This window comes from Psychromonas sp. CD1 (genome assembly GCF_002239585.1).
GTDB lineage: Bacteria > Pseudomonadota > Gammaproteobacteria > Enterobacterales > Psychromonadaceae > Psychromonas.
Window position 1 is genome coordinate 24,036 of sequence record NZ_NDFH01000002.1, and the last position, 19,289, is coordinate 43,324.

Annotated in this window: 20 protein-coding genes and 1 pseudogene; 14 read left to right on the top strand and 7 right to left on the bottom strand. The window is 37.6% G+C overall.

What is annotated here, in order from left to right; translation table 11 throughout:
- Positions 1-50 precede the first annotated feature (50 nt).
- The 4 genes from B8W84_RS00295 to nirC all read left to right on the top strand — a co-directional run bounded on the left by B8W84_RS00295 (position 51) and on the right by nirC (position 4,603).
- Positions 51-710: an HAD family hydrolase gene (locus B8W84_RS00295; protein ID WP_094751352.1), complete on the top strand. Its 660-nt coding sequence runs from the start codon at positions 51-53 to the stop codon at positions 708-710.
- A 225-nt stretch (positions 711-935) separates the two neighbouring features.
- A complete protein-coding gene (nirB, locus tag B8W84_RS00300) occupies positions 936-3,485 on the top strand; it encodes a nitrite reductase large subunit NirB (RefSeq protein ID WP_094751353.1) in 2,550 nt (849 codons plus the stop codon).
- Entirely contained in the window at positions 3,482-3,811 is a 330-nt protein-coding gene (gene nirD, locus B8W84_RS00305; RefSeq protein ID WP_094751354.1) for a nitrite reductase small subunit NirD, read from the top strand. Before nirB ends, nirD begins: the two co-directional genes overlap by 4 nt.
- Before the next feature lie 156 nt (positions 3,812-3,967).
- Positions 3,968-4,603, top strand: a complete 636-nt coding sequence (nirC, locus tag B8W84_RS00310; protein ID WP_257797880.1) for a nitrite transporter NirC — start codon at positions 3,968-3,970, stop codon at positions 4,601-4,603.
- A gap of 68 nt (positions 4,604-4,671) precedes the next feature.
- Here nirC and B8W84_RS00315 read toward each other — a convergent pair whose 3' ends face one another.
- The 7 genes from B8W84_RS00315 to hslR form a co-directional block, all read right to left on the bottom strand.
- The gene (locus B8W84_RS00315) at positions 4,672-5,652 is read right to left on the bottom strand and encodes a calcium/sodium antiporter (RefSeq protein ID WP_180706005.1); all 981 of its coding nucleotides are present in this window, start codon (positions 5,650-5,652) and stop codon (positions 4,672-4,674) included.
- Between the two features lie 76 nt (positions 5,653-5,728).
- Positions 5,729-6,004, bottom strand: a complete 276-nt coding sequence (gene rpoZ / locus B8W84_RS00320; protein WP_094751356.1) for a DNA-directed RNA polymerase subunit omega — start codon at positions 6,002-6,004, stop codon at positions 5,729-5,731.
- Positions 6,005-6,193: 189 nt separating this feature from the next.
- The gene (gene gmk, locus B8W84_RS00325) at positions 6,194-6,817 is read right to left on the bottom strand and encodes a guanylate kinase (protein ID WP_094751357.1); all 624 of its coding nucleotides are present in this window, start codon (positions 6,815-6,817) and stop codon (positions 6,194-6,196) included.
- Positions 6,818-6,953: 136 nt separating this feature from the next.
- Positions 6,954-7,517, bottom strand: coding sequence for a phosphoribosyltransferase (locus B8W84_RS00330; protein ID WP_094751358.1), 564 nt, complete (start codon positions 7,515-7,517; stop codon positions 6,954-6,956).
- A 132-nt stretch (positions 7,518-7,649) separates the two neighbouring features.
- Complete coding sequence (gene pckA, locus B8W84_RS00335; protein WP_094751359.1) at positions 7,650-9,281, bottom strand: phosphoenolpyruvate carboxykinase (ATP); 1,632 nt, start codon at positions 9,279-9,281, stop codon at positions 7,650-7,652.
- Between the two features lie 220 nt (positions 9,282-9,501).
- On the bottom strand, positions 9,502-10,374 hold the full coding sequence (hslO, locus tag B8W84_RS00340) for an Hsp33 family molecular chaperone HslO (RefSeq protein WP_094751360.1): 873 nt from the start codon (positions 10,372-10,374) through the stop codon (positions 9,502-9,504).
- Positions 10,375-10,382: 8 nt separating this feature from the next.
- A complete protein-coding gene (hslR, locus tag B8W84_RS00345; RefSeq protein ID WP_094751361.1) occupies positions 10,383-10,787 on the bottom strand; it encodes a ribosome-associated heat shock protein Hsp15 in 405 nt (134 codons plus the stop codon).
- A gap of 352 nt (positions 10,788-11,139) precedes the next feature.
- Here hslR and gspC point away from each other — a divergent pair, with 352 nt between their 5' ends.
- The 10 genes and pseudogenes from gspC to gspK all read left to right on the top strand — a co-directional run bounded on the left by gspC (position 11,140) and on the right by gspK (position 19,205).
- On the top strand, positions 11,140-11,976 hold the full coding sequence (gspC, locus tag B8W84_RS00350; RefSeq protein WP_180706007.1) for a type II secretion system protein GspC: 837 nt from the start codon (positions 11,140-11,142) through the stop codon (positions 11,974-11,976).
- Positions 11,977-12,027: 51 nt separating this feature from the next.
- On the top strand, positions 12,028-13,224 hold the full coding sequence (locus B8W84_RS08165; protein WP_308292996.1) for a secretin N-terminal domain-containing protein: 1,197 nt from the start codon (positions 12,028-12,030) through the stop codon (positions 13,222-13,224).
- The gene (locus B8W84_RS08170; protein ID WP_180706008.1) at positions 13,187-14,068 is read left to right on the top strand and encodes a type II secretion system protein GspD; all 882 of its coding nucleotides are present in this window, start codon (positions 13,187-13,189) and stop codon (positions 14,066-14,068) included. The genes B8W84_RS08165 and B8W84_RS08170 overlap by 38 nt, the downstream gene beginning before the upstream one ends.
- Positions 14,061-15,605 (top strand): type II secretion system ATPase GspE, encoded by a 1,545-nt coding sequence (gene gspE / locus B8W84_RS00360; RefSeq protein ID WP_094751551.1) that lies wholly within the window; start codon positions 14,061-14,063, stop codon positions 15,603-15,605. Before B8W84_RS08170 ends, gspE begins: the two co-directional genes overlap by 8 nt.
- The gene (gene gspF / locus B8W84_RS00365; protein ID WP_094751552.1) at positions 15,586-16,800 is read left to right on the top strand and encodes a type II secretion system inner membrane protein GspF; all 1,215 of its coding nucleotides are present in this window, start codon (positions 15,586-15,588) and stop codon (positions 16,798-16,800) included. Before gspE ends, gspF begins: the two co-directional genes overlap by 20 nt.
- A 15-nt stretch (positions 16,801-16,815) precedes the next feature.
- Complete coding sequence (gene gspG / locus B8W84_RS00370; RefSeq protein WP_094751363.1) at positions 16,816-17,238, top strand: type II secretion system major pseudopilin GspG; 423 nt, start codon at positions 16,816-16,818, stop codon at positions 17,236-17,238.
- Positions 17,239-17,258: 20 nt separating this feature from the next.
- Complete coding sequence (gene gspH, locus B8W84_RS00375) at positions 17,259-17,813, top strand: type II secretion system minor pseudopilin GspH (RefSeq protein WP_094751364.1); 555 nt, start codon at positions 17,259-17,261, stop codon at positions 17,811-17,813.
- Entirely contained in the window at positions 17,788-18,168 is a 381-nt protein-coding gene (gene gspI / locus B8W84_RS00380; RefSeq protein WP_257797870.1) for a type II secretion system minor pseudopilin GspI, read from the top strand. The genes gspH and gspI overlap by 26 nt, the downstream gene beginning before the upstream one ends.
- A pseudogene (locus B8W84_RS08210) lies at positions 18,155-18,208 on the top strand (hypothetical protein); the annotation flags it as partial. The gene gspI and the pseudogene B8W84_RS08210, both read left to right, overlap by 14 nt.
- 13 nt (positions 18,209-18,221) lie before the next feature.
- The gene (gene gspK / locus B8W84_RS00390; RefSeq protein WP_257797871.1) at positions 18,222-19,205 is read left to right on the top strand and encodes a type II secretion system minor pseudopilin GspK; all 984 of its coding nucleotides are present in this window, start codon (positions 18,222-18,224) and stop codon (positions 19,203-19,205) included.
- Positions 19,206-19,289: the final 84 nt, after the last annotated feature.

Sequence of the window (19,289 nt, forward strand, 5' to 3'; positions counted from 1 at the left end):
CTACTTATATGGAAATAAAATAAAACCGTTTAAAGACATAAGGATAAAAAATGCATTATACCGCGGCCATTTTTGATATGGATGGATTATTACTCGATACAGAAAAAGTTTGTCAGAATGCTTTTCGTGAAGCATGTCAGTATTTAGCGTTACCAATGTTAGAAGACATTTATTTAGGCATAATCGGTTGTAATTCTGAAGGAATAAAACAGGTGATTTGCAAAGGATATGGCGAAAGTTTAGATTATGATATTCTTAGATATGAGTGGATGAAGCGCTATCATCGAATTGTTTATCATCAAGCTATACCGGTAAAATTGGGAGTGATAGCTTTACTTGATTGGCTTCAAGCACAGTCTATTCCGATGGCTATTGCTACTTCAACCGATAAAAAATTGTCTAAAATAAAATTACAACGCGCAGGACTATTGCATTATTTCACGTGTTTTAGTAATGGTTGTGAAGTAAAAAAAGGTAAGCCAGATCCTGAGATTTTTCTACTTGCAGCAAAGCGATTAAACGTTTCGCCTCGTGAATGTATTGTTTTTGAAGATTCAAGTAATGGTGTGCGATCTGCAATTAGTGCGGGTATGCAGGTTTATCAAGTCCCTGATTTAGTAGAGCCAAATGCAGGTATTCGTGCGTTAGGACAAAAAATCAGCACATCTTTGGTGGAGGTGTTGTGTCATTTACAGTGTTCTAAATTATAAATAAACATTTAAAATAATCATGATGACTTTTACTTTGTTATGATTTGATAAAAATATGTGAAAGGTAGATTCGTAGTTGTTTTATGTTTAAAGCGTCAAGCTAAGTGGCTCTATTTGTTTTCAAAGAGGATAAATCGTTATCAGTTTGTTGCGAGATGGATGTCGAGCAAAGATATTTTGTTATAATGTTTTATTTTGGTATTTATGAAAACAAATGAGGTTTATATGATCAAAATGAAATTAGTGATCATTGGTAATGGGATGGTAGGGCATCGTTTTATTGATGATTTTATAGAAAAAGCTAATTTAGACGAATATGAAATCACCGTGTTTTGTGAAGAACCTCGTGTTGCTTATGATCGCGTTCATCTTTCTTCTTATTTCTCACATCATACCGCAGATGAACTTTCATTAGTTAAAGATGGTTTTTACGCTAAGCACAGTATTAAGGTTTTACTTGGAGAGCGAGCAATAAGCATTAACCGCCAGGAAAAAGTAATTTATTCACAAACGGGTCGTGTTGTTAACTATGATAAATTAATTATGGCAACGGGCTCTTATCCATGGGTACCACCCATAAAAGGCAATGAAGGACCCGATTGTTTTGTGTATCGCACGATTGAAGATTTAGATGCGATTGAAAGCAGTGCACGGCGGAGTCAGGTCGGCGTTGTCGTCGGCGGTGGGCTGTTGGGCTTAGAAGCTGCCGGTGCATTAAAAGCGTTGGGCATTGAAACACATGTTGTCGAATTTTCTTCTGTTTTAATGGCAGAGCAATTGGATGCGCAAGGCGGTCAAATGTTGCGTGATAAAATTGAAAATATCGGCGTGAAAGTACATACAAGTAAAAATACACAAGAGATAGTACGTGGTGGGGGAAATGCACGCAATACGATGAAATTTGCGGATGGAACAAGTCTGGAAGTGGATTTGATTGTGTTTTCTACGGGTATTCGTCCCCAAGATAAATTAGCGCAACAATGTGGTTTGAAAATAGGGGCTCGTGGTGGAGTTGCCATTAATAATCAGTGTAAAACATCGGATAATGATGTTTATGCCATTGGTGAATGTGCCTCGTGGGAGGATAAATTATTTGGTTTAGTAGCGCCAGGCTATAATATGGCTAAAGTTGCTGTGGATGATATTTTAGGGCGAGAAAATGTATTTTCTGGCGCAGATCTTAGTGCAAAGTTAAAATTGCTTGGTGTGGATGTTGCAAGTATTGGCGATGCGAATGGGCGCACGCCAAATAGTAAAAGTTATGTTTATTTAAATGAACAAGAATCTGTTTATAAACGGATCGTTGTATCTGAAGATGGTAAACAGTTATTAGGTGCCGTTCTTGTTGGAGACACTGAGAGTTATAGCGATCTACTTCAGTATAAATTGAATAATATAGAGCTACCTAAGCATCCTGATACGCTTATATTACCAGCTTATTCCGGATCGGGGAAAGTGGCTTTAGGGGTTGATGCTCTGCCAGATTCTGCGCAAGTTTGTTCTTGTTTTGATGTTAAAAAATCAGATATAGCAGACGCCGTTGTAGCCGGGCATTGTACTATTGAAGCGCTAAAAATAGAAACGGGAGCTGGTACGGGTTGTGGTGGGTGTATTCCTCTGATAACTCAATTACTTAATGCCGAACTAAGTAAGCAAGGTGTTGAAATTAAAAATCACATCTGTAAACATTTCGAATATTCGCGTCAAGAATTATACCATCTGATCCGTATTGAAAAAATAAAAACATTCAAAGAGTTATTGGGTAAATATGGTAAAGGCTATGGCTGTGAGGTATGTAAACCGACAGTAGGCTCTATTTTAGCATCATGCTGGAATGAATATATATTATCAAGTGAGCATAATAGTCTACAAGAGACCAATGATGCTTTTTTGGGAAATATGCAAAAAGACGGAACTTATTCTGTGATCCCAAGAATGGCTGGGGGTGAGGTGACAGCAGAAGGCTTAGCCGTTATTGCGCAAGTTGCATTGCAGTATGATCTGTATACTAAAATAACAGGTGCACAACGGATAGCTCTTTTTGGCGCACATAAATCAGATCTTCCCGCCATTTGGCAACAACTTATCAATGCAGGATTTGAAACGGGACAGGCTTACGCAAAAGCACTACGCATGGTAAAGACGTGTGTTGGCAGTAATTGGTGTCGTTATGGCGTGCAAGATAGTGTTGGTTTTGGCGTTGAGCTAGAGCATCGTTATAAAGGTCTTCGAACTCCCCATAAAATGAAATTTGGAGTGTCAGGTTGTACTCGTGAATGTGCAGAAGCACAGAGTAAAGATGTGGGTATTATCGCAACGGATACTGGATGGAATCTCTATGTGTGTGGTAACGGTGGTATGAAACCTACCCATGCATCATTACTCGCTTCAGATCTGAATAAAGAAACCTTATTAAAATATTTAGATCGCTTTATGATGTTTTATGTACGCACCGCAGATAAGTTAACGCGTACTTCTGTTTGGTTACAAAATCTCGAAGGGGGCATTGATTATTTACATGATGTCATCGTAAATAATAAGCTAGGAATAAATAATCAGCTTGAAGCAGAGATGGCAACTTCGATTGCAAGTTATAAATGTGAGTGGAAAGCGACGTTAAATAACGAAGCGCAATTACAACGTTTCGCACACTTTATTAACAGTGATAAGCAAGATGATAATGTTGTTTTTATACCTCAACGCGGTCAAAAGCGTCCCGCTTTTCATCAGGAAAAAGTATCGATATATAATATTCACTTGGAGAAAAGCGAATGAGTAACTGGATTGGTGTTTGTACCTTAGAGAAAATTATTCCCGGAACGGGTATTTGCGCTTTAGTGGAAAATAAACAAGTTGCTATTTTTCGTCCAGATCTAAGTGAAATTGTTTATGCAATTTCGAACATGGATCCTTTTGCGCATTCTAATGTCTTATCTCGCGGCATAATTTGTGAGCATGATGGACAATATTGGGTTGCGTCTCCGTTAAAAAAACAACGCTTTAATTTAGTCGATGGTCATTGTTTAGAAGATAAAAATGTTTTTGTAGACGTATATAAGACGCGTATTGTAGAGGAAAATGTTGAGGTTTGTATCTCTTAAACATTGTCAGCATTTACCTTTAAAGTCGGAATGAATTTTCATATTTAAAAAATGGTCAAAACCAATTCAAAACTGGAGAGCTGCGATGAATCGGTTTATAATTGAGTTTGAAGACCGTTTAAAGCGCCACCTGTAAAATGGTAATTACACAGAATTATTTACAGGGTCGTTCGAACACTTGTCATGGGTAGTTTTTTTGGCATAGCATTAACATTAGTCATCATTGCGGGCTCAGAATTATTTACAGGTCATACGATGTTTTTAACTTTTGGCGCTCTCACCAAACAAATCACTTGGAAAGATAATATTATCGTGTTGCCACAAACATGGATAGCTAATTTAATAGGCTCTATTTTTGTGGCTTATCTTTTCTATCTTGCTGGAGGTGGTAAATTATTAAATTTTGAAGACAGTTTATTACATAATGTAGCTTTTGCAAAAACACAAGCACCTGCCATGGTTCTCTTTGCAAAAGGAATACTTTGTAATTGGTTGGTCTGTTTAGCTATTTGGATGGCGTTAAGTTGTGAAGGCAGTGCTAAATTTATTGCGATTTGGTGGTGTTTATTGGCATTTATAGCATCGGGTTATGAGCACAGTATTGCGAATATGACTATTTTTGCATTGTCTTGGTTTGGAGATGCGAAAGAAGGTTTTACAATGGCGGGTATTGGGCATAATTTATTATGGGTCTCACTTGGCAATATGGTCGGTGGTGCGTTATTTATGGGGGGAGGGTATTGGTTATCAACCCCTAAAAGCGAGCGATTAAAACTAATATTCAAAAAATAAGATCATATTACAATAAAGGTTATCTGTGTTTTTTAACGTGTACAGATAACCTTTTTAATCGTGTTATTTTAGCTAACGAAGAGACAATACATATAGGCGAAGTAAGCGCCTAATAGCAACCCGCCTTTAGCTCTACATAAATGACCTGTTTTACCTGTTTTACCTTTTTTCCAAGCGATAGAAAATAATATTAATACTAAGGTTAAGCCTATCATAACGGGGAAATCACGATGAAGGACTGCTACCTCAATTGACCCTGGATGAATAAGTCCGGGAAGTGCTAGTACGCCTAATAAATTGAAAATATTTGATCCAATGATATTGCCAACAGCTAAATCAAATTCTTTTTTTCTGGCAGCAGCTAATGTCGTCGCAAGTTCAGGCAAGCTAGTGCCAATAGCGACAATAGTTAATCCTATAATTAAATCACTAACATGGTAATACTGTGCAATTTCAACCGCTCCCCAAACTAAAATACGAGATGAAACAATTAAGATAACGATACCTATGATCAACCATTTTAAGGCTTCTTTTTTAGATATGTTTTTAGGAATATCATCTAAAATTTCTTGTGCTAAATTGTTTTTCTTCTGCTTTTTGGCTTCGAAAATAGTGAATGTTAGCATCGCAAACATGGTGCAAAGTAGAATCAAGCCATTGAAGAAACTGAGGTATAAGTCAGACAGAAGAAAATAGGTAAATGCTGTGATCAAGAGTAAGGCTGGCATTTCTCGTTTAAGTAATTTAGAGTGAATCTCTAGGGGATAAATAAGAGCGGTTAAACCAAGCATTAAACCTATATTTGTTATGTTTGAGCCAATGGCATTACCGACTGAAAGCCCCGTTTTTCCAGAAAAAGCCGCCATGGCTGAGACCAGCATTTCAGGAGCTGAAGTACCTAACCCTACGATGACAACACCTACAATTAAAGGTGATATTGAGAAGCTTTGTGCTGTACTTGACGCTCCTAAAACAAATTTATCTGCACTCCAGATGAGTAAAATAAAACCAAGAAGAATGGCTAAAGACGCATATAACAAAGTGAACAAATTGTTTTTCTCCAAATAAAAAAAACGCCGTACATTTACATGGACGACGTTTTAAATAAAGTTTTAATGGGGGCGATTATCCTCGTCCCTCGGCAATAGCTGCAACGGCTGCAAATTCAGCTGCCTGTTTTTCATGTTTTTCTTGGCGATCCTGAAGATCCATGATTTCATTTGTTATCAAACCTTCTTCAATTTCACGCAATGCGATAACAGTTGGCTTATCATTTTCTGGGTCAACTAAAGGAGTTTTTCCTTGTGTTGCAAGTTGGCGAGCTCGACGAGATGCCATTAAGATAAGATCAAAACGATTTCCAACTACATTTACTGCATCTTCAACGGTTACACGTGCCATGATTGCACTCCAAAAGTTAATTACATAAAAACGGGCGCTTATTGTACACCTAGAAGATGCGTATGCCAAGCAGTATGCGAAAGTGTTTAAAAAACAGCCAGCAGGAGATGCAGGCGCTGATGTACGCACAAATTATTTGGCGTAAAAAAAACTTAAAAAAGGTGATTTTTCATTGCCTATCTATTTGATTTAATTCAATAATCTTTCTATTGTTTTTTTATGTTGCTCTATTTTATTTTTTGTTAAATTGCGTTTAGCGCTAACAATACTGGATAATTCATAACAGGCTTTTTCAAAATCATTATTAATAATTAAATAATCATACTCATCATAGTGTGACATTTCAGCTTGTGCTTGTTGCATACGCTTAGTTATCACGTCGGCGTTATCTTGACCTCGATTTGTAAGGCGTTTTTCTAATTCAGCTAAACTTGGAGGTAGAATAAAGATGCCGACAGCATCGGGCTTCATTTTGCGAACTTGACGTGCGCCTTGCCAATCAATATCTAAAAATATATCAATTCCATTTTGCAGTGCTTCGTCAATGTTGAGAAGTGAAGTGCCATAATAATTAGTGAAAACTTTTGCCCATTCAATAAATGTATTATTATCAATCATCTGCTTAAAGTCGTCAATATTGGTAAAATGGTAATGCTCTCCATCTATTTCGCCATCACGCGGTGCACGTGTAGTATGGGAAACGGAAAACTGTAATGTCCAGTCTCTTTTTTCTGCTAATAATGCGTTAATAAGACTTCCCTTACCTGCGCCACTTGGGGCCGATATAATATAAAGCGTGCCAACTTGGGACATAAATCTATTTTCCTGATGCGGTGTATTTGATGGGCGCGGATTATCGCCTATTTTAAGTGCAATGTCCCTTTTATTTAGTAGTTGAAACGACAAGTTCCACAAGAAAACAAAACTGTTATCTTGTGGATTATCGCCTTTAATCTACAAAAAGATGTCTAATCTTTTCTAAATCTTTTTTACCATGTAATATTTCTTCTGCCGTTAATCCAGATACTTCGTGTGGAAATACCAACCAGTCCTCAGATTTATGGATATAATAATCAGGAACAATATCCACCATTTTATTTTTTGGTTTGTAGTAAGGGGTGGCAATTCGAACATCTTTAGGCATGTTTAGGCGCATTTTTTCAAAAAGTTTTTCTTTTAAAGCAACAACGCTACGGCCAGAATCAAAAACGTCATCCACAATTAATAACGCATCATCGGCATTGGCATTCTCAACAATGTAATGTAATCCATGTACTTGGATGGTTTTACTTTGTTTGTCGATACCATAATAAGAAGAAGTACGTACTGCAATGTGATCGGTTTCTACTTTTTTAAAATCGAAATATTCTTGTACGGCAATACCAATGGGTGCGCCACCACGCCAAATTCCGACAATAAATTGTGGGCGAAAACCACTCTCATAAACCTGAGAGGCTAATAGAAACGAATCTTCTAATAATGTTTGAGCGCTAATAAATACTTTGTTTGACATGAGCCTCTCCTAATAATTTTGTGCAAAGTTTAGAGCAATGCTTGTACAGAATCTACACATCATTATTATTTATTCTTTGTTGAAGTAATGCAGGCTTGGAGGGGAAATTATCCATGCCTGCATTGGTACTAATTAAGCGACGACGTTAGTTAGTTTTGGTCCTGCACTAAGTAGCGCTTTTCCTTTGAGTTTGTCCGTGTATTGAATGAAATTTTCAATAAATAATGCGGCTAATTTTTCGGCTTTATTATTCCATTCTTCGACGGTGGCATAGGTATCTCTTGGATCTAAAATATGACTATCTACACCCGGAAGAGCAATGGGAACACAAAGGTCAAAAAGTGGTATTTGTATGCATTCAGCATCCTCTATTGAGCCATCTAAAATAGCGTCAATGATGGCGCGAGTATCTTCAATTGAAATACGTTTACCTGATCCATTCCAGCCAGTATTAACCAGATAAGCTTGAGCATCACAAGCTAACATGCGCTTGCTTAGTTGCTCTGCGTATTGTGTGGGGTGTAATGTTAAAAACGCCGCGCCAAAACAAGGTGAGAAAGTGGGTGTTGGTTCGGTTATACCACGCTCTGTACCAGCAAGTTTAGCGGTAAAACCAGAAAGGAAATGATATTGCGTTTGCGCTTTGGTTAGTTTTGAAACTGGCGGTAATACGCCAAATGCATCCGCTGTTAAAAAGATAACTTTTTTAGCGTGCCCACCTCGAGAATGTGGTTTTACAATATTATCAATGTGGTAAATCGGATAAGAAACACGTGCATTTTCAGTTTTAGTCGCATCATCATATTGCACCTGTGCATCATCATTAAGCGTGACATTTTCAAGCAGAGCATCGCGGCGTATTGCACCATAAATATCGGGCTCTGCTTCTGCATTTAAACGAATAGTTTTAGCATAGCAGCCGCCTTCAAAATTAAAGATGCCATCATCATCCCACCCATGTTCATCATCACCAATTAAAGCGCGTTTGGGGTCTGTTGAAAGAGTGGTTTTACCTGTTCCAGAAAGACCAAAGAAAATGGCAGTATCACCTTTCGCATTCATGTTGGCAGAGCAATGCATCGATGCCATGCCTCGGAGTGGGAGGAGATAGTTCATTATAGAGAACAGGCCTTTTTTCATTTCACCACCATACCAAGTGCCTCCTATAACAAGGATGTTTTCGGTGAGATTAAAAGCCACAAAGTTTTCTGAATTAAGACCTTGTTTTTTCCAATCAGGGTTATTTGTTTTAGACCCATTAAGGAGTACAAAATCAGGCTCAAAATTGATAAGCTCTTCTTCACTTGGCCGAATAAACATATTTTTCACAAAATGAGCTTGCCATGCGACTTCCATCACAAAACGTACTTTTAAACGAGAGTTCACATTAGTACCACAATAAGCATCTACTACAAATAAGCGTTTCTGAGAGAGTTCTGTGGTGACAATATTTTTAAGGTGTGTCCATGTTGCTTGTTCAATGGGATGATTATCATTTTTACCCTGATCGCTCCACCAAATGGTATCGCGTGTCGTATCATCTTTTAAAATGTATTTATCTTTAGGGGAGCGTCCCGTAAATATACCAGTATCAACGGCTACGGCTCCTTGTTTAGTGAGAGTTCCTTTTTCAAAACCACTTAAATTAGCCTTCATTTCTTCGTTAAATAACGTTTCATAGCTGGGATTGTATACGATATTGGAAATGTTTTTAATTCCATACTGATTTAGTGATTCAGTACATGATAGGTTTTTTTTCGTCATACTGGTCTCCTTTAAGCGGTTATAATTTCATTCTATATAGAATATATAGTGAGTTAAATTATAACCGCTTAAAAGGCGAAAGGAGCAATAAAAGGATGAGAGCTAAGTCATAGATTTGGTATAAAGAAGAGCTCAATGTGATTCTAAAGTTCTTGTTTTAGCAAAGCGAATACTAGAGAGCAGACGTTCGTCTCTTTTTTAAAAGATAACGTCTCTAAAATTAATGTTGTTGCTCATTTGTGTCGGTTAATAAAATCTGTAGGTCGTTTATATCAAAACGATAATCTTTTGCACAATATTCACAGTGCATTTCAATGACGCTTTCTTCTTTTAAAATTTCTAATATTTCTTTTGGTTGGATAGATGCGAGTGATGAAATACAGCGTTCTTTAGAGCATGAGCATTGATAAATGATGCTTTGCTCATCAAATAAACGCACTTTATCTTGATGGTATAATCTAAATAGTAATTCATCATGCGTTAATTCATAAAGCTCTGTTGCTTTGACAGTATGTGCTAAAGCACAAACATGTTGAAAGTCATCGTCATGTTCTTTCTCTTCTACATCTGCCATGGGTAATGTCTGTAATAATAATCCAGCACATTGCATATTATTTTGGCTGTTAGCGTGTAAAATAATTCGTGTTGCGAGTTGCTCTGATTGTGCAAAATAATTTTCGATACAAGCGCTCAATGATGTTTTATCGAGTGCAACAATACCTTGGTAGCGCTCGCCATTTTTAGGCGTAATGGATATCATTAAATGCCCTTCGCCCACCAATTGAGCAAAAGATAACCCGCTTGTTTCACCGTCGACATTAGCTGTGCCACGTAGCACCAAGTCTTGGCTGATATTAATAACTGCCATTTTCAAAGGGCCATCCCCTTGTAATTGAACGGTTATTTTACCTTCAAATTTAAGCATGGCAGTAAGTAATGTAGCTGCAATTAATAATTCGCCCATTAAATTACGTACTTCTTCTGTGTAATTGTGATTGGCAAGTAGTTCACGAAAGCTATTATCTGCATTGGCTATCTCGCCTCGAATTTGGAAATCTTCAAATAGAAAACGTTGTAGTTGATCTTTCATAATATCTCTTCTTAATCAAATATTGCAGTGTTGCGTTGAATTTTAGCTTGTATCAGCTCTCGGCGTTGTTTTTTGTTGGGTTTTTTGTCTGGATGAGGTGCATTTTGTAAACTTAATCTACGTAGTTCTGAGTATTGTTCTTGTTTTTTTATGCTTTCGGGTGTTTCTGTGTATAAAGTAACGGCAATGATTGCACTTCTGCGTTGGTCGGATAATTGCTCAATATGCACTTGTTTACTGACGTCCCCTTGACGGATAGTGAGCACTGCGCCTATCTCAATGGTCTTACTTGCTTTTGTGCGCTGGCTATTATAATGAACCTTGCCACCATTGATCATATCACGAGCAATACTGCGTGTTTTATAAAAACGGGCTGCCCATAACCATTTATCTAGGCGAATTTTTTTTTCTGACATATTGACCTCTTTAGCGAAAGTTGAGTATAGCAAAGAGTAAGAGTGATTTTAAGGGTTTAAGGAGTGCTACATCGCAACGGAGACACATCAATATTTGTAGTAAGTTTTGGTGATCGTTAAAATATAAAATAGGCGATAAAGATTAAAAATATAAAACAAACAAACAGATCTACATGGATGTAATTTATAAGAATGCATTTAAATGCCTGCTAATTGTTATTATTTGTGATAAATAAAGTGGATCCTAAAGTCTCTAAAATCATCCATGTGATGGATGTAGGTTATCGAGTCGTATGTGCTAAAAGTTTTTTCTTATGCTCGTATGGCAATCTATTATTTGACAAGGTTTTTTGTGTTGTTATCTCCTCATTTAGAAAAGTTATCGATAATCATGTTGCTGATGGGAGAGGCTTTTGTCGCTTATCAATTAGCTTTACTTACTTGGTTTTTGTTGTCTCCTCCTCTGACAGTAGCAGTTTGGACTGCCCCTATTGTAACTCAGCAGCAACAAGATATGCGCCTTAGAACACAGATACTACAATCCGTGTTTCTTTTTGGACAACAAAAAATAGCTCCTCAAAAGATAACACAGAAGAGCAAATCAGAAATAGCGCCTAAAACAACATTAAAATTAACGTTGGTTGGCGTCGTTGCTGCTTCAGATCCTGCTTATTCAAGCGCTATTATTACTTACGAAGGACAGCAAGATAGTTATTTTATTGATTCAACGCTTGCTAATAATCAAGCCAGTATTCTTGAAATACTTGCAGATCGTATTATTTTAAATGTTCGAGGAGCTCGGCAAACATTAATGCTAGATGGCGCAGAAGAAGAATTTGATAATATGTCATCGGTAGAAACAAAAATGACGACGAGTGTGATCACACTTAATTTAGATAGAAATATGTTACTTAAAAATCCAAGTTCTATCTTGAATTATATTAATATTTATCCGATTAAAGACGCTGGCCGTATGCAAGGTTATCGACTCTCCCCAGGACGAAATCCTGAATTATTTAGTGACTCTGGTTTACATACAGGGGATCTTGCGGTGCAATTAAATGGGGTTGATCTGACAGATAGACAAAAATCTTTAGCATTAATGAAAGATTTTAAGACAATGACTGAAATGAAGATAACGGTTCAACGACAAGGGGAATTATATGATATCTATTTTGCTATGCCCTAAAAAAAGAGAATTTAAATGTTAAAATTGATAATCGTGTGGGGTTTGGGATAAATGAAATTTTTAATGCATAAAGGTAAGATATTAAGTTTTATATTGTGTCTCTTACTCGTGCCCAATGCCTTTTCCACTGAGTATTCTGCGAGTTTTAAAAATGCAGATATTAATGAATTTATTAATATAGTCGGCAAGAATCTACATAAAACGATTATCATCGATCCCGCGGTCCGTGGGAAAATAAATGTACGTAGTTATGATCTTCTGAATGAAGATCAATATTATCAATTCTTCTTAAACGTTTTAGAAGTATATGGTTTTGCTACGGTTGAAACAGCGGATAACGTTATCAAAGTTATTCGTGCTAAAGATGCGAAAGTGGCAGCGATACCGGTTGTTGATGATGGAGAAATTTATAAAGGTGATGAAATGGTCACGCGTGTTGTGCCTGTGCTCAATGTTTCTGTTCGTGAGTTAGCCCCGTTATTACGTCAACTTAATGATAATGCAGGGGGTGGTAATGTTGTGCATTATGGACCATCTAATGTTTTGATGATTACGGGCCGTGCAGCGGTGGTTAATCGACTCGTGGAAATCGTGCACCGTGTCGATAAAGCGGGTAATCAAGACGTTGACATTATTAAATTAAAATATGCGAGTGCTCTAGATTTAGTTAATCTGATCACCGAGATACAGACGCCAGCAAAGGGCTCGTCAAGTAATATCCCTAGTATTTTAAAACCACATGTGGTGGCAGATGAACGTACTAATTCTATTATTATTAGTGGAGATCCTAAAACAAGATCTCGAATTATAGCCTTAGTGAAAGAGCTAGATAATGAGCTTAAAAGTAATGGTAATACCCGTGTTTTTTATCTTAAATATGCTAAAGCAGAAGAGGTCGCAGATGTTTTAAAAGGGATAAGTGACGGTATGACTAGTGTTTCTTCTGGATCTAATAATAAAAGTTCAACCCAAGATGGCTTGGCGATTGAGTCGCACGAAGGTACGAATGCTATCATTATATCTGCGCAACCGGCACTAATGGCCTCGTTAAGTAGTGTTATTCGACAATTAGATATTCGTCGCGCGCAAGTATTAGTAGAAGCAATTATTGTTGAGATAACTGAAGGTCACGGTATTAATTTAAGTGTGCAATTTGCAACGCCTGGAGGCGGAACACAATTTCTGGGTAATGGAGGTCTTACAACGGGAGATGCTATTAACTCTATGCGGAACACAATTTCTGGGTAATGGAGGTCTTACAACGGGAGATGCTATTAACTCTATGTACACAATAAATAATAATGATGGTGGTGATTTAAGCGATGTCGGCTCTGCATTAAGTAAAATAGACGGCGGAATAATAGGTTATATAGGCTCTAATTGGGGGGTGATGTTACAGGCGATTAGTCGTACAACGGGGTCAAATATATTATCAACACCAAGTATTATGACCTTAGATAATCAAGAGGCTAGCTTTTTAGTTGGGGATGAAGTTCCTGTTTTAACGGGGTCAACCTCGAGTTCAGATAATGATAACCCTTTCCAAACGATTGAGCGTAAGGATATTGGGGTGAAATTAAATGTAACACCACAGATTAATGAAGGTGATTCGGTGCAGTTGTTGATAGAGCAAGAAGTCTCATCGATTAAAGATAGCACTAATACAGTAGATGTTGTGTTTTCAACGCGTTCAATAAAAACAACCGTATTGGTAAAATCAGGACAAACGATTGTTCTTGGTGGTTTAATCGATGATAAAGTCATTGAGTCTGTAGATAAAGTTCCCATACTTGGCGATATCCCTTGGTTAGGTAATTTGTTTAAATCAACGATAAGTACGACTGAAAAACGGAATTTAATGATTTTTTTACGGGCAACAATTATTCGGGATGAAGATACAATGAATAAGCTAAGCATGCGTAAATATTCACTTATTCGAGCGATGCAAAAAACACAACGTGATATTGGTATTAATTTGATGCCAAGCGAGAAAGCACCAATATTACCGAAATGGAAAAAAAGTAAAAAAGTAGACGTTAAGGATTTTGTAAAGAAAGGTAAATCATTAAAGCCCGGGGATGATAATGCCTAATCTAGAGCCTTCTCTGTCAGGGACTGAGGATGAGGTAGATAATATTATTACTCCTTATGGTCAGCTCCCTTTTGCGTTTTCAAAAAAGCATGAAGTAGTTATTACCTATAGCGCTGATACAATAAAGCTTTCTTATCTTAATTCCCTGAGTGTAGATTTATTATTTGAGGTGCGCCGAGTTATTGGGTGTTCGTATATATTACAAAAAGTTAAGCAAGCTCTCTTTAACGAATTGGTGGCGAATGCTTATCAATCATCTTCATCTGAAGCGCAGCAACTTATGCAAGATATAGGCAGTGATGACTTGTTCTCACTTGCAGAGGATATGCCTGCAAACGAAGATCTTCTTGAGACAGAAGGTGATGCGCCTATTATCAAATTGATCAATGCATTATTGGGCGAAGCGATTAAAGAAGAAGCCTCTGACATTCACATCGAAACGTTTGAAAACACATTAATTATCCGTTTTAGAATTGATGGTATTTTACGTGAAATTTTAAAGCCACAGCGCAAAATAGCGGCGTTATTAGTATCAAGAATTAAAGTCATGGCGAAGCTTGATATAGCCGAAAAGCGGGTGCCACAAGATGGTCGAATCTCATTGCGTATCGGAGGGCGCGCTGTAGATGTGCGAGTTTCGACTATGCCGGCAAGTCATGGCGAGCGAGTTGTGCTGCGATTACTGGATAAGAATGCCATAAAACTGGATCTTGCAACGCTAGGAATGACTAAAAGAAATCATCAGTTAATGCGAAGCTTAATTAAAAAACCACATGGTATTGTATTAGTGACTGGCCCTACCGGTTCGGGTAAAAGTACGACTTTATATGCATCATTAATGGAAATAAATGCTAAAGATCGTAATATTTTAACCATTGAAGATCCCATTGAATATGCAATTGAGGGGATAGGGCAAACACAAGTAAATAATAAAGTGGATATGACTTTTTCACGGGGTTTACGGGCTATTTTACGCCAAGATCCTGATGTGGTTATGATTGGTGAAATCCGAGATCTTGAAACTGCACAAATATCGGTACAGGCCAGTTTAACTGGGCATTTAGTTTTTTCGACATTACATACTAATAGTGCCGTTGGTGCGGTAACGCGTTTGCGTGATATGGGTGTTGAGCCATTTCTACTTTCATCAAGCCTATTAGGTGTGCTTGCACAACGTCTTGTGCGCCGTTTATGTGTGCATTGTAAGGTTGCACATGTTGCGAGTTTAGAAGAAAAAAATATTTTAGGTATGTCTGCGGACAAAGACGTGACGTTCTATAATGCGCAAGGGTGTGAACATTGTAATGCAACAGGTTACCGAGGTCGAATGGGGATCCATGAATTGTTGATTGTCACTGATGTGGTTCGAGAATTGGTGCATACGGGAGCGGGTGAGAAAGCGATTGAAAAAGAGATCCGTCAAACGTCGCCGAGTATTCGCCAAGATGGTATGGAAAAAGTGTGCCAAGGTTTAACAACATTAGAAGAAATATTACGTGTAACGAGTGAGGATGAATGTGCCAACCTTCTTATATAAAGCATTAGATCAGAAAGGAAAACCTATAAAAGGAACTTTAGAAGCCGATTCCTCTCGTTTATTAAGGCAAAAATTGCGCGCGAAAGGTTATATGCCATTACATGTTGAAATTGTGAGTCAACAGTCAAGTAATAGTATTAAACGCTTGTATCGTTGTAAAATAAAAACAGCGGAATTGGCTTTGATAACACGTCAGCTTTCAACGTTGGTCGCATCTTCTATTCCGATTGAAGAGTGTTTACAAGCTGTTTTTGAGCAATGTGATAAAGAAAGTTTGAAAACGATTATCGCCTCTGTGCGGGGCTCTGTCATCGAAGGGCATAATTTGGCCGATAGTTTGAATACATTTCCTTTTGTATTTGATACTTTATTTTGTGCAATGGTTGCAGCGGGAGAGCGTTCGGGACATTTAGATAAAGTGCTAGATAAACTCGCCGATTATGCAGAGCAACGTCAAGCCATGAAGAGCACCATTCAGCAAGCCATGATTTATCCTTTTGTTTTAACATTGGTAGCGGTTGGTGTTGTGTCTATATTATTGACCGCGGTTGTGCCACAAGTGGTGGGTCAATTTGAGCATATGGGAGCGGAGTTACCTGCTACAACGACCTTATTAATTGCGATAAGTGATTCACTTAGGGCTTATGGTTTGTATTTTCTGGGGGGGGTATGGTTGTCTTTAATGGCTCTAAAACAGTTTTTGAAAAAAGAAAAGAATAAGTTAATATTTTCTGAATATTTATTACGTTTACCTGTAATTGGTAATGTATCGAAAGAGCTAAATACGGCTCGTTTTGCTCGTACGTTAAGTATTTTAAATAGTAGCGCGGTGCCTTTATTAGAGGCAATGGGGATCGCGGGTAATGTTCTGGGTAATCCCTTTATTCGTTTGCGTGTAGCAGAGGCAACCGAGTGTGTACGTTCAGGAGTGAGTCTAGGGCTTGCGCTTAGAAATACAAAATTATTTCCACCGATGATGCTACACATGATTGCGAGTGGAGAACGCAGTGGAGAACTTGGTAATATGCTTTCTCGCTCTGCGGATAATCAAGATAAACAATTTGCAGCGCAAGTGAGTATTGCAATTGGTTTATTTGAACCTGCGTTGATAGTTTCAATGGCAGGAGTGGTTCTTTTTATTGTGATGGCAATATTAGAGCCGATACTGCAGCTTAATAATTTAGTTTCAGCTTAATCAAAGGAAAATAAAGTGCTTAAAAATAATAAACAAAAAGGTTTTACATTACTTGAAATCATGGTGGTTATTGTGATTTTGGGTGTACTTGCATCGCTTGTCGTGCCTAATTTAATGGGTAATAAAGATAAAGCGGATCGCCAAAAAGTTATCTCAGATCTGGTGGCATTGGAAAATGCGTTAGATATGTATAAATTAGATAATTCTCGTTATCCAACAACGGACCAAGGTTTAAATGCACTTTTAGAAAAACCGAGTGGTTCACCTGAGCCTCGTAATTATGCCGAAGATGGTTATATTAAACGTTTACCACAAGATCCATGGGGTAATGATTATATTTTAAATAGTCCGGGTGAGCATAGTAAAATTGACGTTTTATCTGTAGGGCAAGATGCAGAAGAAGATACCGGAGACGATATTGGAAACTGGGATTTGTAGTTTAATACATTATATTTAATATGGCAGATTTTAAAAATAAGCAACAAGGGTTTACATTACTTGAGATAATGTTGGTCGTTTTGATAATGGCGATGGTGTCTGTCGGTGTAGTGATGAATTTACCAAAAATCACACAACAAGATGAAGATCTAAATTGGCAAACTCAGCGTTTTGTTACCTTGTTGCATTTTTTTCAAGATGAAGCGCTAATGTCAGGTAAAGAATTAGGTATTATCTTAAGGGATAATGGTTATCAATTTATTGTATATCAATATACAGATAAAGAGTGGCAGAAATTAACCATTAAAAGAGTAACGACGCAAGTGACTTTACCGGAATCTTTGACATTAAAATTTACGTTACAAGGAGCTGTATGGGAAGAGCTTGATAGTGCGGATGTAGAAGTAAACAAAGATGCTTTAATTCCACAAGTATATGTTATGTCTAGTGGCGAAGTTACACCCTTTAGTATTGAATTTTTGAATGGTTCGTTTGTTGATAAGAAGAATCCCGGATTGATCACGATTAACATGAGTGGTGAAATAGAGTATGAAGATGCGCATAAAGCGGAGTGACGTACAAGGAATGACTTTATTAGAGGTGATGTTGGCTTTGGTTATCTTGGCTACTGCGGGTTTAGCTGTGATGCAAGCCGCATCAAATGTACTTAATAATCAAGCACGATTAGAAGATAAAAGTTTTGCTACTTGGATCGCAAGTAATGCACTCGTGGAATTAAAGTTAGAAGAATTATGGCCGACATCGACTTGGAAAAATAGCACTATGGAATTTGCCGATATACAGTGGTTTATTCGTTATAAAGCAGATCAAACGGGCGATAGCCAATTTATAGCGGTTGATATGGAAGTACGTAAAGAGGAAAAAGGTGAAGCGTTGGCTTCTATTAGGACGTATTTTGCTAAGCATTAAGCGTCGGCATGCTCAGTTATCAGGTTTCACGCTGATTGAAATGCTTGTTGCTATTGAAAACAGGCAGACAAAAAGGTATGGCATTGATTATTGTTTTAATGGTTTTAGCTATTATGGTATTACTTGCCAGCTCAATGACGGAGCGCTTGACGTTAAGTTTAAAACGTACCCAAGGGGTAATGTTAAGTCAAGGTAGTTATTGGTATGCCCAAGCAACCACAGAGCTTGCTAAAATGATTTTAGAAAATGACTTTTCAAGTGAAGAGCGGGTGAGTTTAGATCAAGACTGGGCGACGCCCGACACCGTATTTCCATTGGAAAATGGCAATATCAGAGGCACAATTAAAGACATGCGTAGCTGTTTTAATATCAACGCGATTGCAAAGCAGGACAAAGATGAAGTACGTGCAGAAGGTGTACAGCAATTACAGCGATTACTTGAAGCATTAGATGTGGACGATTACAGTGCAGAAACTATCGCAGACTCGACACGAGACTGGATTGATGCTGATACTGATAGTCTTGCCGCACAAGGAGCAGAAGATAGCTTCTATGAGGGATTATCGGTTGCGCATTTAACCGCTAATGAACTAATGATTGATATAAGTGAATTGCGTGCGGTGCGCGGAGTTAGTCAAAATATTTTTGCGAAAATAGCGCCTTATTTGTGCGCAATACCCTCGGCAACTCAAAGAATAAATGTTAATACAGTGCCTGTTGATCAACCTGAAATCTTATATGCACTTTTTCCTGAATCTTTAAATTTAAGTATTCGAGATTTCGAACAGTTATTAGAAAATCGAAGTGACAGTGGCTGGGCAAATGTCGATGCATTCTTAGCTGAGGATACTTTTAGCAGTAGTGCTTCCAACATTTCGGCTCAGTTAAAAAGTCAATTGAGCGTAAAGAGTGAGTTCTTTCAGCTTAACGGCATCGTACAATTTGCAGAACGGTTATTAAAAATTAAATTGTTGTTTAAAATGGAAAATCAGAAAGCATATACTATCCGGTATCAATCATCAGGGCTAGGCTCATAATCCTCTGTAGGTTTACTTTGGTTGGCGCAAACAGGTTTATATAGTAGAAAGGTAATAGTAATTATATGGTGATAATTGGAGAGT

Excerpts from the sequence above, each read along its gene's own strand:
- B8W84_RS00295 (WP_094751352.1), top strand. The coding sequence starts at position 51 with ATGCATTATACCGCGGCCATTTTTGATATGGATGGATTATTACTCGAT.
- nirB (WP_094751353.1), top strand. The coding sequence starts at position 936 with ATGATCAAAATGAAATTAGTGATCATTGGTAATGGGATGGTAGGGCAT.
- nirD (WP_094751354.1), top strand. The coding sequence starts at position 3,482 with ATGAGTAACTGGATTGGTGTTTGTACCTTAGAGAAAATTATTCCCGGA.
- rpoZ (WP_094751356.1), bottom strand. The coding sequence starts at position 6,004 with ATGGCACGTGTAACCGTTGAAGATGCAGTAAATGTAGTTGGAAATCGT.
- gmk (WP_094751357.1), bottom strand. The coding sequence starts at position 6,817 with ATGTCCCAAGTTGGCACGCTTTATATTATATCGGCCCCAAGTGGCGCA.
- B8W84_RS00330 (WP_094751358.1), bottom strand. The coding sequence starts at position 7,517 with ATGTCAAACAAAGTATTTATTAGCGCTCAAACATTATTAGAAGATTCG.
- pckA (WP_094751359.1), bottom strand. The coding sequence starts at position 9,281 with ATGACGAAAAAAAACCTATCATGTACTGAATCACTAAATCAGTATGGA.
- hslR (WP_094751361.1), bottom strand. The coding sequence starts at position 10,787 with ATGTCAGAAAAAAAAATTCGCCTAGATAAATGGTTATGGGCAGCCCGT.
- B8W84_RS08165 (WP_308292996.1), top strand. The coding sequence starts at position 12,028 with ATGAAATTTTTAATGCATAAAGGTAAGATATTAAGTTTTATATTGTGT.
- B8W84_RS08170 (WP_180706008.1), top strand. The coding sequence starts at position 13,187 with ATGCTATTAACTCTATGCGGAACACAATTTCTGGGTAATGGAGGTCTT.
- gspE (WP_094751551.1), top strand. The coding sequence starts at position 14,061 with ATGCCTAATCTAGAGCCTTCTCTGTCAGGGACTGAGGATGAGGTAGAT.
- gspH (WP_094751364.1), top strand. The coding sequence starts at position 17,259 with ATGGCAGATTTTAAAAATAAGCAACAAGGGTTTACATTACTTGAGATA.
- gspI (WP_257797870.1), top strand. The coding sequence starts at position 17,788 with ATGAAGATGCGCATAAAGCGGAGTGACGTACAAGGAATGACTTTATTA.